This window comes from Pseudomonas sp. 05T35 (genome assembly GCF_056396605.1).
On sequence record NZ_JBFTLU010000099.1, the window covers coordinates 1 to 11,456 of the forward strand.

11 protein-coding genes are annotated in these 11,456 nt (G+C 58.5%); 7 read left to right on the forward strand and 4 right to left on the reverse strand.

Going from position 1 to position 11,456, the window contains the following annotated elements; all coding sequences use genetic code 11:
• A partial coding sequence (locus tag AC1DH9_RS10425) for a GTP-binding protein TypA/BipA (RefSeq protein ID WP_477808134.1) occupies window positions 1–1,349 on the reverse strand: 1,349 nt, incomplete at its 3' end.
• A gap of 139 nt (window positions 1,350–1,488) precedes the next feature.
• On the reverse strand, window positions 1,489–2,943 hold the full coding sequence (thiI, locus tag AC1DH9_RS10430) for a tRNA uracil 4-sulfurtransferase ThiI (RefSeq protein ID WP_427544724.1): 1,455 nt from the start codon (window positions 2,941–2,943) through the stop codon (window positions 1,489–1,491).
• Window positions 2,944–3,273: 330 nt separating this feature from the next.
• Here thiI and glnA point away from each other — a divergent pair, with 330 nt between their 5' ends.
• The 6 genes from glnA to ntrC all read left to right on the forward strand — a co-directional run bounded on the left by glnA (window position 3,274) and on the right by ntrC (window position 9,411).
• Window positions 3,274–4,680, forward strand: coding sequence for a glutamate--ammonia ligase (gene glnA, locus AC1DH9_RS10435; protein ID WP_477808135.1), 1,407 nt, complete (start codon window positions 3,274–3,276; stop codon window positions 4,678–4,680).
• 134 nt (window positions 4,681–4,814) lie between these two features.
• On the forward strand, window positions 4,815–5,393 hold the full coding sequence (locus AC1DH9_RS10440; RefSeq protein WP_427544722.1) for a chorismate mutase: 579 nt from the start codon (window positions 4,815–4,817) through the stop codon (window positions 5,391–5,393).
• 116 nt (window positions 5,394–5,509) lie between these two features.
• Complete coding sequence (locus tag AC1DH9_RS10445; protein WP_427544720.1) at window positions 5,510–6,016, forward strand: DUF4124 domain-containing protein; 507 nt, start codon at window positions 5,510–5,512, stop codon at window positions 6,014–6,016.
• A gap of 17 nt (window positions 6,017–6,033) precedes the next feature.
• Window positions 6,034–6,639, forward strand: coding sequence for a DUF4124 domain-containing protein (locus AC1DH9_RS10450; protein ID WP_427544726.1), 606 nt, complete (start codon window positions 6,034–6,036; stop codon window positions 6,637–6,639).
• Window positions 6,640–6,892: 253 nt separating this feature from the next.
• Window positions 6,893–7,978, forward strand: a complete 1,086-nt coding sequence (gene glnL, locus AC1DH9_RS10455) for a nitrogen regulation protein NR(II) (protein ID WP_054595169.1) — start codon at window positions 6,893–6,895, stop codon at window positions 7,976–7,978.
• A complete protein-coding gene (gene ntrC / locus AC1DH9_RS10460) occupies window positions 7,975–9,411 on the forward strand; it encodes a nitrogen regulation protein NR(I) (protein ID WP_477808136.1) in 1,437 nt (478 codons plus the stop codon). Before glnL ends, ntrC begins: the two co-directional genes overlap by 4 nt.
• A 478-nt stretch (window positions 9,412–9,889) precedes the next feature.
• Here the strand turns inward: ntrC and AC1DH9_RS10465 are convergent, their stop codons facing one another.
• A complete protein-coding gene (locus AC1DH9_RS10465; protein WP_427530623.1) occupies window positions 9,890–10,330 on the reverse strand; it encodes a hypothetical protein in 441 nt (146 codons plus the stop codon).
• On the opposite strand from AC1DH9_RS10465, the gene AC1DH9_RS10470 reads away from it, so the two are divergent.
• Complete coding sequence (locus tag AC1DH9_RS10470) at window positions 10,329–10,784, forward strand: tRNA (cytidine(34)-2'-O)-methyltransferase (protein ID WP_427530625.1); 456 nt, start codon at window positions 10,329–10,331, stop codon at window positions 10,782–10,784. The genes AC1DH9_RS10465 and AC1DH9_RS10470 overlap by 2 nt on opposite strands.
• Before the next feature lie 131 nt (window positions 10,785–10,915).
• On the opposite strand, the gene secB is transcribed toward AC1DH9_RS10470, so the two are convergent.
• The gene (gene secB / locus AC1DH9_RS10475; RefSeq protein ID WP_477808137.1) at window positions 10,916–11,398 is read right to left on the reverse strand and encodes a protein-export chaperone SecB; all 483 of its coding nucleotides are present in this window, start codon (window positions 11,396–11,398) and stop codon (window positions 10,916–10,918) included.
• Window positions 11,399–11,456 lie beyond the last annotated feature (58 nt).

Here is an 11,456-nt window from a genome sequence, read left to right on the forward strand (position 1 = left end):
CCGATCAGACCGCGAGCAGGGATGTTGTATTCCAGACGAACACGGCCTTTGCCATCCGGCACCATGTTGGTCAGGTCGCCTTTACGCAGGCCCATCTCTTCCATGACCTTGCCCTGGGATTCTTCAGGGGTGTCGATGGTGACGTTTTCGAACGGTTCCTGCTTCACGCCGTCAACCTGACGGATGATCACTTCAGGACGACCAACGCCCATTTCGAAGCCTTCGCGACGCATGGTTTCGATCAGTACCGAGAGGTGCAGCTCACCACGGCCGGAAACCTTGAACTTGTCAGCCGAGTCGCCTTCTTCAACGCGCAGTGCAACGTTGTACAGCAGCTCTTTGTCCAGACGTTCCTTGATGTTACGGGAAGTCACGAACTTGCCTTCTTTACCGCAGAAAGGCGAGTCGTTGACCTGAAAGGTCATGGATACGGTTGGCTCGTCGACGGTCAGCGGCTTCATCGCTTCGACCGCGTCCGGGTGGCACAGGGTGTCGGAGATGAACAGCGAGTCCATGCCGCTGATGCACACGATGTCGCCTGCTGCAGCTTCTTCAACGTCGATACGGTGCAGACCGTGGTGACCCATCAGCTTCAGGATACGACCGTTACGCTTCTTGCCGTCGGCACTGATAGCCACGACCGGAGTGTTCGGCTTGACGCGACCACGAGCGATACGGCCAACACCGATAACACCCAGGAAGCTGTTGTAGTCCAGTGCGGAGATCTGCATCTGGAACGGACCGTCACGGTCGACTTTCGGCGCAGGTACGTTGTCGACGATCGACTGGTACAGCGGGGTCATGTCTTCAGCCATGTCAGTGTGGTCCAGACCGGCAATACCGTTCAGGGCCGAGGCGTAGACGACTTTGAAGTCCAGCTGTTCTTCGGTGGCACCCAGGTTGTCGAACAGGTCGAAGATCTGGTCCAGAACCCAGTCCGGACGCGCGCCTGGACGGTCAACCTTGTTGATGCACACGATCGGACGCAGGCCGGCTTCGAAGGCCTTCTTGGTCACGAAACGGGTTTGCGGCATAGGGCCGTCTTGAGCGTCAACCAGCAGCAGAACGGAGTCAACCATCGACATTACGCGTTCAACTTCGCCGCCGAAGTCGGCGTGGCCCGGGGTGTCCACGATGTTGATGTGGTAGCCGTTCCAGTTGATGGCGGTGTTTTTCGCCAGAATGGTAATACCGCGCTCTTTCTCCTGGTCGTTGGAGTCCATCACGCGCTCGTCGTTGAGCTCGTTGCGCTCCAGGGTGCCGGATTGACGCAAGAGCTTGTCTACCAGGGTGGTCTTACCATGGTCAACGTGAGCAATGATGGCGATGTTGCGTAGATTTTCGATCACTTGTGTATCTCGATCAGAGGATTCGGTGTGCTGACAAGTCTTGGCAGCGATTTACAGTAGAGTCAGGCCTTGCCGTTACAGCTTGACGGCGGCGTCGGGGGGCCGGTGACGCAGGCCACAGGCAAACAGCCCCGGGCTCTTAGCTCGGTCGATAAACGCGCACATTGGCATGTCCCTCACTGAGCAAATGGTGGGCATGCAGGCGACTCATCACGCCTTTGTCGCAATACAGCAGGTACTGGCGAGTAGGGTCCAGTTCCTTGAAACGAGCGTTCAGAGCATAAAACGGCATCGCTTGTACCTCGATGCCAGCAAGCTCCAGCGGGTCGTCTTCGGCGGCATCGGGGTGACGGATGTCGATGACGATCTGACCGGCTAGCGCTTCGCTGACTTCTTCAATCTGCAAGTCCTGGCCCAATTCATCGATTACGCGATCGATCGGCACCAGCTTGGCGTTCTCGAGCGCACGCTCGAGCACTGCCATATCGAATTCTTTCTCTTCATGCTCCACGCGCGGACGCTTGGCGTGGGTCTTGGGGTTCACCGAAATGACCCCGCAATACTCCGGCATGTGCTTGGCGAAATCGGCGGTGCCGATTTCGTTGGCCAGGTCGATGATGTCCTGCTTGTGACTGGCGATCAGCGGACGCAACACCAGCTTGTCGGTCACGCAGTCGATCACGGACAGGTTCGGCAGCGTCTGGCTGGAAACCTGGGAAATCGCTTCACCGGTGACCAGCGCCTCGATGTCCAGTCGATCAGCGATCCGGGACGCAGCGCGCAACATCATACGCTTCAATACTACGCCCATATGACTGTTATCGACTTTGCCGAGAATTTCTCCCAGCACTTCCTCGAACGGCACACTGACAAATAACACGCGCTGGGAGCTGCCGTACTTCTTCCAGATGAAATGCGCGACTTCCATTACGCCCAATTCGTGGGCACGTCCGCCGAGATTGAAGAAGCAGAAGTGGGCCATCAGCCCGCGACGCATAATCTGGTAAGCCGCGACGGTGGAATCGAAACCGCCGGACATCAGCACCAGGGTTTGTTCCAACGCGCCGAGCGGGTAGCCGCCGATGCTGTTGTGCTGGCTGTGAATCACAAACAACCGTTTGTCGCGAATTTCGATGCGAACTTCGATTTCAGGCTGTTTAAGCGAAATCCCGGCGGCGCCGCACTGACGACGCAGTTGGCTGCCGACGTATTTCTCGACGTCCATCGAGCTGAATTCGTGCTTGCCGGCACGCTTGCAGCGCACCGAAAAGATCTTCCCGGCCAGCGAATCACCATAGTGCTGCTTGCACTTGGCGACGATGTCGTCGAAGTCGCCCAGCGGGTACTCGTCGACCTGCAGGAAATGCGCGATGCCCGGCATGCAGCTCAGGCGCTCGGTCATGTCCTTCAAGGCCTTGGGGTCACTGACGTGCGTTTCCAGCTCGAGGTTGTCCCACACGCCGTTCACCACCACAGCCGGGTCCAGGTCGCGGAGCACAGCACGGATGTTCTTGGCCAATTGACGGATGAAACGCGTCCGTACCGGGCGGCTCTTGATGGTGATCTCGGGGAAGACTTTTACGATTAGTTTCATGAAAACAGCGCGCGCAGGGCCAGCCGAAAAAGGGGGGCGCGGATTATAGCGGAAATTGCTCAAGGTTTAACCAGTTAATGTGCATAAGGTTTTTGATGCACCAAAACAGGTCATTTGCGAAATTGAACGCTACATTAAGGGGCGAAATTTCCTGTTTTAAAGCGCGTTACACCTTTATAAGCGTGATATTGGGGCAATAAACCCAAGTCGGGGCACTGGCATGCAATTTGCTCCCTTGTGAGGCAGGTTGCCAAGGCAGAGTATTCGCGCCGGCATCACCCACATTCTAAGGGCACTCCACTACCCGCCCGAAGCCACCCGGAGGACACTATGTCGAAGTCGGTTCAACTCATCAAAGATCATGACGTTAAATGGATTGATCTGCGCTTCACGGACACAAAAGGCACTCAGCACCACGTGACCATGCCGGCTCGCGATGCGCTGGATGAAGCTTTCTTCGAAGAAGGCAAAATGTTCGACGGTTCCTCCATCGCTGGCTGGAAAGGCATCGAAGCTTCCGACATGATCCTGATGCCGGACGACACCACTGCCGTTCTGGACCCGTTCACCGAAGAGCCGACCCTGATCCTGGTTTGCGACGTGATCGAGCCTTCGACCATGCAAGGCTATGACCGTGACCCACGTGCCATCGCCAAGCGCGCCGAGGAATACCTGAAGTCCACCGGTATCGGCGACACCGTTTTCGTCGGTCCAGAGCCTGAGTTCTTCATCTTCGACGAAGTGAAGTTCAAGTCCGACATCTCCGGCTCGATGTTCAAGATCTACTCCGAACAAGGTTCGTGGATGTCCGACCAGGACGTGGAAGGCGGCAACAAMGGCCACCGTCCAGGCGTCAAAGGCGGCTACTTCCCGGTTCCGCCGTTCGACCACGACCACGAAATCCGTACCTCCATGTGCAACGCCATGGAAGAAATGGGCCTGGTCATCGAAGTTCACCACCACGAAGTGGCAACTGCCGGCCAGAACGAAATCGGTGTGAAGTTCAACACCCTGGTCGCCAAGGCTGACGAAGTTCAGACCCTGAAGTACTGCGTACACAACGTTGCCGATGCATACGGCCGCACCGCGACCTTCATGCCTAAGCCGCTGTACGGCGACAACGGTTCGGGTATGCACGTTCACCTGTCCATCGCCAAAGATGGCAAGAACACCTTCGCTGGCGAAGGTTATGCCGGCCTGTCTGACACCGCCCTGTACTTCATCGGCGGCATCATCAAGCACGGTAAGGCCCTGAACGGCTTCACCAACCCGTCGACCAACTCCTACAAGCGTCTGGTCCCAGGTTTCGAAGCTCCGGTAATGCTGGCCTACTCGGCTCGCAACCGTTCCGCTTCGATCCGTATTCCTTACGTGTCGAGCCCTCGCGCTCGCCGTATCGAAGCACGCTTCCCGGATCCGGCAGCCAACCCGTACCTGGGCTTCGCTGCACTGTTGATGGCTGGCCTGGACGGCATCCAGAACAAGATCCACCCAGGCGATGCAGCTGACAAAAACCTGTACGACCTGCCGCCTGAAGAGGCGAAAGAGATCCCACAAGTTTGCGGCAGCCTGAAAGAAGCCCTGGAAGAGCTGGACAAAGGTCGTGCGTTCCTGACCAAAGGCGGCGTTTTCAGCGACGACTTCATCGACGCTTACATCGCCCTGAAAAGCGAAGAAGAAATCAAAGTACGCACCTTCGTACACCCACTGGAATACGAGYTGTACTACAGCTGCTGATCCAGTAACGCTCGCGCAAGCGGCGTAATGTGAAAAGGCCTCCTTCGGGAGGCCTTTTTTGTGGGCGAACGCTTATTATCGGGCCTACTGTTATAGACATCATGCCCTTCCACGGAATGAAGAAGAGACGTCCCATGTACCTACGCTTGAGCCTTACACTGTTCACCGCCCTGCTCGCCAACACCGCCTGCGCTGCCACCACTGCCACTCATGCTCCAGCTCCAACCCCGGCACCCGCAGCCCTCGCCCCGCTGCTCAGCACCATTCAAGAGCGACTGGTGATTGCTGACAAGGTCGCGCTAAGCAAGTGGGACAGCGGCAAGCCTGTCGAGGATCGTCAGCGTGAACGCGAAGTCATTGCCGACGCTCTCGCCGAGGCGCCCTACTATAAATTGAGCAATGAAGCCGTTGAGCAGTTCTTCTCGGCGCAGATCGAAGCCAACAAGTTAGTGCAGTACGCACATTTGTCCGACTGGCACGCACAAGGCAAAGCACCTAACGACCCTCGCCCCGACCTCGTTGGCCTGATCCGCCCGCAACTCGATCTGTTACAAACACGCCTGCTGCAACAACTGGCCGATTTCACCCCGTATCGCAATGATCCACACTGCCCGTCATGGCTGGCCAAAGCCAATAAAGCTGCGACCCAAGTGCCGCTGCGTGAGCTAGCGCTGGTACGCGCCACTGCCGAATTGTGCAGCGCCCATCCATAAGAGCCGCAATTGAGCGAGATCTATTGATCTTTCGTGTCAGGGTGTTAGTGATGTGGGCCAACACTTAACCCTGACCTATGCTGCAAACCAACGTTTTCGTTTATTGGGCGTTTTTTATGGGTCGTGGTTTTCTGTTCATCCTGATGCTGATCGCCCTGCCCGCCACCGCGCAGATCTACCGCTACACCGACGCCAGCGGCAATACCGCCTACAGCAATCAGCCGCCCGATGGCGTGAAGAGTCAGGCCGTCGAGTTGCCGCCACTCAACAGCATCGAACACCAACCACCGATAGTGCCCGGACAACCACCCCCACGCGCAGACAAAAACGCCGTGTATTCAGTGCTGGAGCTGACCGGACTGCCCGGCGATGAAGCCCTGCGCGCCAATAACGGCACCTTCACCGTCGGCGTGCAGATTCAGCCACGCCTGCAAGGATCACATGTGTTTCGATTGCTGCTGGACGGTCAACCCTACGGCCAGCCAAGCAACGTGCCGCGCTTGCAACTGGTGAACATCGATCGCGGCGAACACAGTCTCGCGGTGCAGGTGCTCGCTGGAGAAAGCCTGGTGCAACAAAGCCCGACCCTCACCTTCACCGTGCAGCGGGTACACCTCCCGTGAGGTGCTCAACAATCGCCATGTGCCTGTGGCTGACCGCCCTGCCGGCGCAGGCCGAGGTCTACACCTACATCGACGCCCAGGGCAATCGGGTCTTCACCGATCAACCCCACCCTGGAAACGCCAAGCGAGTCACACTGGCACCAGGTAATCGCATGTCCGCCAATCCCGGCGGTGCAGCACCGCAAGCAGCCCCAAAAAAGCCTGAGGAAAAACCACTGTTTCACTACGACATGCTTCGCGTACTTGTACCGGAACCGGACGCTTCGGTGCGCAACAGCGCGGGGGAAGTGATCGTCAGTGTCACCAACGAACCCACCTTGCAGCGCGGCCATCGCTATCGGTTGTTACTGGACGGCCAACCGACTGCCGATCCCGGCCCCAGCCCGGTGTTCGCCTTGAGCAATATTGATCGCGGCACCCATCAACTGGCAGTGGAAATCCTCGACGAACACGGGCGGATTGTCGAACGCACAGCCAATCAGCCATTCCATATGCTGCGTATCTCCCTGGCGCAAAAGCGCCAGATCAAGCCTTGCACACTGACCGATTACGGCCAACGCCCGGAATGCCCGCTCGCGGATAAGCCCGAAGAAGAAAAAGTCGGGATTTTTTCTTTCTTCTGAACCTTGTTCAGGTTTGCGCACTATATTGGTGCAATACGCTGCACCCTACCCATATTCCAACCCATTTTGGTTCGAAAATACCCGCGAACACCGGCAGAACGCCACGCAATCGCGCTTAAAACGCCTGTTTCAGGGCCTGAACGCTTCTTTTCGGAGCCTTGGTTTGGTTTTTGCATTTTCCTCGTATCAGCGCCCGGTTCACGCGCGTGATTCAGACCAGTCTCTGAGCCGCCACGCTCCAAAAGAGGTCCTAATGACCATCAGCGACGCACTGCACCGCTTACTACTCGACAACCTGACGACCGCCACCATTCTGCTCAACGCCGACCTGCGCCTTGAGTACATGAACCCCGCGGCGGAAATGCTCCTGGCCATCAGCGGCCAGCGCAGCCACGGGCAATTCATCAGCGAGCTGTTCACCGAGTCGACCGAAGCCCTTAACTCCCTGCGCCAGGCGGTCGAACAAGCGCACCCGTTTACCAAGCGCGAAGCGATGCTCACCGCGCTGACCGGCCAGACCCTGACCGTCGACTATGCGGTGACGCCGATCCTGAGCAACGGCGACACGCTGCTGCTGCTCGAAGTCCACCCGCGTGATCGCTTGCTGCGCATCACCAAAGAAGAAGCGCAGCTCTCCAAGCAGGAAACCAGCAAGATGCTGGTGCGCGGCCTCGCTCACGAGATCAAGAACCCGCTCGGCGGGATTCGCGGCGCCGCTCAGTTGCTGGCCCGCGAGCTGCCGGAAGAAAGCCTCAAGGACTACACCAACGTCATCATCGAGGAAGCGGACCGCCTGCGTAATCTGGTCGATCGCATGCTCGGCTCGAACAAACTGCCGTCGCTTGCCCTGTGCAACGTCCACGAAGTGCTGGAGCGCGTCTGTCATCTGGTGGAAGCCGAAAGCCAAGGTTGCATCACTTTGGTGCGCGACTACGACCCGAGCATTCCGGACGTGTTGATCGACCGCGAGCAAATGATTCAGGCCGTGCTGAACATCGTGCGCAATGCGATGCAGGCCATCAGCACCCAGAACGAGTTGCGCCTGGGCCGCATCACCCTGCGTTCGCGCGCCATGCGCCAGTTCACCATTGGCCACGTGCGCCATCGCCTGGTGACCAAGCTCGAGATCATCGACAACGGCCCAGGGATTCCGGCAGACCTGCAGGAAACCATCTTCTTCCCCATGGTCAGCGGCCGCCCGGACGGTACCGGGCTCGGCCTGGCCATTACCCAGAACATCATCAGCCAGCACCAGGGCCTGATCGAATGTGACAGCCATCCAGGCCACACCACGTTCTCGATCTTTCTGCCACTGGAACAAGGAGCCACATCGACATGAGCCGTAGTGAAACCGTGTGGATCGTCGATGACGACCGTTCTATCCGTTGGGTCCTGGAAAAAGCCTTGCAACAGGAAGGCATGACCACGCAAAGCTTCGACAGCGCCGATGGAGTGATGAGCCGCCTGGCGCGCCAACAACCGGACGTGATCATCTCCGACATCCGCATGCCCGGTACCAGCGGCCTGGACCTGCTGGCACGGATTCGCGAGCAACACCCGAGGCTGCCCGTGATCATCATGACTGCGCACTCCGACCTGGACAGCGCTGTCGCGTCCTATCAGGGCGGTGCGTTCGAGTACCTGCCCAAGCCGTTCGACGTCGATGAAGCGGTGTCGCTGGTCAAGCGCGCCAACCAGCACGCTCAGGAACAGCAAGGCCTGGAAGTGGCGCCAATCCTGGCCCGCACTCCGGAAATCATCGGTGAAGCGCCGGCGATGCAGGAAGTGTTTCGCGCCATTGGGCGCTTGAGCCACTCCAACATTACCGTGCTGATCAACGGCGAATCCGGTACCGGTAAAGAACTGGTGGCCCATGCCCTTCACCGCCACAGCCCGCGCGCGGCCTCGCCGTTTATCGCGCTGAACATGGCGGCCATCCCCAAGGACCTGATGGAGTCCGAGCTGTTCGGCCACGAAAAAGGCGCGTTCACCGGCGCGGCCAACCTGCGGCGCGGACGGTTTGAACAGGCCGACGGCGGCACACTGTTCCTCGATGAAATCGGCGACATGCCGGCCGACACCCAGACGCGCTTGCTGCGGGTACTGGCCGATGGCGAGTTCTATCGCGTCGGCGGTCATGTGCCGGTCAAGGTCGATGTGCGCAYCATTGCCGCGACCCACCAGAACCTGGAAACCCTGGTACACGCCGGGAAATTCCGTGAAGACCTGTTCCACCGTCTGAACGTGATCCGTATCCACATTCCGCGCCTGTCAGACCGTCGCGAAGACATTCCGACCCTGGCCAAGCACTTCCTCGCCCGCGCCGCACAAGAACTGGCGGTGGAGCCGAAGCTGCTGAAAAGCGAAACCGAGGAATACCTGAAGAACCTGCCGTGGCCAGGCAACGTACGGCAGCTGGAAAACACCTGCCGCTGGATCACGGTGATGGCGTCGGGTCGCGAAGTGCACATCAGTGACCTGCCACCAGAGCTGCTTAGCTTGCCGCAGGATTCGGCACCGGTGACCAACTGGGAGCAAGCGCTGCGTCAGTGGGCCGACCAGGCGTTGGCGCGTGGTCAGTCGAGTCTGCTCGACAGCGCCGTACCGAGCTTCGAGCGGATCATGATCGAAACCGCCCTCAAACACACCGCCGGCCGTCGCCGCGACGCTGCCGTATTACTCGGCTGGGGCCGCAACACCTTGACCCGCAAGATCAAGGAACTGGGGATGAAGGTCGATAGCGGTGATGACGATGAAGGGGATGAGGGTTAAGCAGCCTTTAGCTCTTCGCTGATCTCCAGATCCAATCGCGAGCAAGCTCGCTCCCACAGTGGATTTCAGTGTTCCATCAATGTGCGAACACCATTGAACCCTGTGGGAGCGAGCTTGCTCGTGATGCTTTTAGGGGTTGCGTGCACCGCCTCAATGCACCGTGAACCGCAATCGCGCACTTCACGGCAAGCAAAATCCCGCCTCCAGCAACACGAAGAACCATTGCACAAAAAATACAAAGCCCCGAAATACGGGGCTTTCAGCGCTTCATGCAGGTTTTTTGTTGCTACATATAAAAACCTGGCACGCCCCCTGCAATAGTCCAATCAGTGATTCGATTCACTACCCAGTTTTGGGGGCCTTGGTACAGGCAGGCCGGGGATTCCCCTCTTTACATCCGGGGTTCATCACGCAGACCGCGACGAACCCCCTCCCGTTTTGGGGAACCTTGGTACAGGCAGGCCGGGGATTCCCTCTTTTATTGCTCCTGGAGATGGATCTCCAACCGCCAGCGGTCATTGACCTCGCTGCCGGCCCACTCACCCTTCAGGGGGCGGGCCGCCACCAGCGTCAGCAACAAGCCCTTGTCACTCAATCGCACCCGCCAGTTCACGTCCTTGTCGTTGAGCTTCAACTGGCCGTTTTGCGCCTTGCCCTCAGCCTCGAACAGCAACGCGACGCTACCGTCGATGAACTCGCCGTGGGTCTTGGGTTCATTGTTGAACCACACCACCAAACCATCGGGTTCGACCTCAACCTGCTGTAATACAGTAGGGTCCGGCTCGGTCAGACGACCAATCATCATCCCGACCATGACACCGACAATCGCCAATGAGGCCATCACCCGAGGGAATAGCTTCGGTCTCGGGTCCTCTTCAGGCGTAGAATGCCGCCCATCTTTACCTTCGGAGCCGTGCATGTTTCACGTCATCCTTTTCCAACCAGAAATTCCGCCGAATACCGGCAACGTTATCAGGCTGTGCGCCAACAGTGGCTGCCACCTGCATTTGATCGAACCGCTGGGCTTCGAGATGGACGACAAGCGCCTGCGCCGGGCGGGCCTCGATTACCATGAGTATGCCACTTTGCAGCGCCATTCTGATCTCCCAAGCTGTCTGGAAAGCCTCGGCCATCCGCGCGTGTTCGCCTTCACCACCAAGGGCTCGCGGCTGTTCCACGACGCCAGCTTCGCCGAGGGTGATGCCTTCCTGTTCGGACCGGAAAGCCGTGGCCTGCCAGCCGAGGTGCTGGACGCCCTGCCTGCCGAACAGCGCTTGCGCCTGCCGATGCGCGAAGGCTGCCGCAGCCTGAACCTGTCCAACACCGTGGCGGTGGCGGTTTACGAAGGCTGGCGCCAGCTCGGTTTTAAGTAACACCACAAAACAAATGTGGGAGCGAGCCTGCTCGCGAAAGAGGCGTGTCAGGCGACATTGATGTCTCTGACACTCCCTCTTCGCGAGCAGGCTCGCTCCCACATTGAAATTGCTCTGGTGCTCAGGACCGCTTACTGAACGGTCTGTACGCCGTCTTGCTGCATGCGTTGCACTTCTTGCGCGTACAGCGCGTCGAAGTTCACCGGAGCCAGCATCAGGGCCGGGAACGAACCGCGGGTCACCAGGCTGTCCAGGGCTTCGCGAGCGTACGGGAACAGGATGTTCGGGCAGAAAGCACCGAGGGTGTGGCTCATCGAGGCTTCGTCGAGGTTCTTGATCAGGAAGATACCGGCTTGCTGAACTTCAGCGATGAACGCCACTTCGTCACCGTTTTTCACGGTAACCGACAGGGTCAGCACCACTTCGTGGAAGTCAGCTTCCAGCGCTTTCTGACGGGTGTYCAGGTCCAGACCAACGCTCGGCTCCCACTGCTGGCGGAAGATCGCCGGGCTTTTCGGAGCTTCGAAGGACAGGTCACGCACGTAAATGCGCTGCAAGGAGAATTGCGGTGCAGTTTCTTCTTCGTTCGCAGCAGTGTTCTGTTGGTCAGTCATCTCAGATCCTTTCTGATCTTGGGGTCTTGTAGGGTTTGCTGATCTTAAGGGTTCAGTC

Coding starts and splice junctions, on each gene's coding strand:
- thiI (WP_427544724.1), bottom strand. CDS start 2,943: ATGAAACTAATCGTAAAAGTCTTCCCCGAGATCACCATCAAGAGCCGC.
- AC1DH9_RS10440 (WP_427544722.1), top strand. CDS start 4,815: ATGTACCTACGCTTGAGCCTTACACTGTTCACCGCCCTGCTCGCCAAC.
- AC1DH9_RS10445 (WP_427544720.1), top strand. CDS start 5,510: ATGGGTCGTGGTTTTCTGTTCATCCTGATGCTGATCGCCCTGCCCGCC.
- AC1DH9_RS10450 (WP_427544726.1), top strand. CDS start 6,034: ATGTGCCTGTGGCTGACCGCCCTGCCGGCGCAGGCCGAGGTCTACACC.
- glnL (WP_054595169.1), top strand. CDS start 6,893: ATGACCATCAGCGACGCACTGCACCGCTTACTACTCGACAACCTGACG.
- AC1DH9_RS10470 (WP_427530625.1), top strand. CDS start 10,329: ATGTTTCACGTCATCCTTTTCCAACCAGAAATTCCGCCGAATACCGGC.
- AC1DH9_RS10465 (WP_427530623.1), bottom strand. CDS start 10,330: ATGCACGGCTCCGAAGGTAAAGATGGGCGGCATTCTACGCCTGAAGAG.